A 383-nucleotide genomic window follows, 5' to 3' on the forward strand; every position below is an offset into this window, starting at 1 on the left:
GTTCGAGGGTGCGCGAGTCGCCGCACAGCACCGTGGCCGGGGTGCCCGCGAGCAGCGCGGCGATGTTGCCGTGGATGCGCGAGCCGTAGGAGAAGTCGAAGTCGCGCAGGTCGTCGATCCAGGTGACCGGGTCGATGTAGACGCGGACCTTGTCCTCGCGGTACATCGGGTGGTCGGGGTGGGTCGGCATCGCGGTCACGGCGGCGTTCGGGTGGGAGAGGTCCCGCCAGTGCAACTGCCGTGCGTCGCTGAGGTTCTGGCCGATGAACCGCAGGCGCGGGTAGCGGGCGTGGGCGTACCTGACCACCTGGTCGAGGCCCTGCTTCTCCATCGCGCCGTGCGAGCCGTTGACCGCGATCCGCGAGTCGGCGGTCAGTTCGGGC

At 70.2% G+C, this 383-nt stretch carries 1 pseudogene; it reads right to left on the reverse strand.

The window, feature by feature from the left end:
- Window positions 1–383 (reverse strand): annotated as a pseudogene (locus RNB18_RS53445) (polysaccharide pyruvyl transferase family protein); the annotation flags it as partial.

The sequence above is a fragment of the Streptomyces doebereineriae genome (assembly GCF_031845645.1).
Lineage (GTDB): Bacteria > Actinomycetota > Actinomycetes > Streptomycetales > Streptomycetaceae > Streptomyces > Streptomyces canus.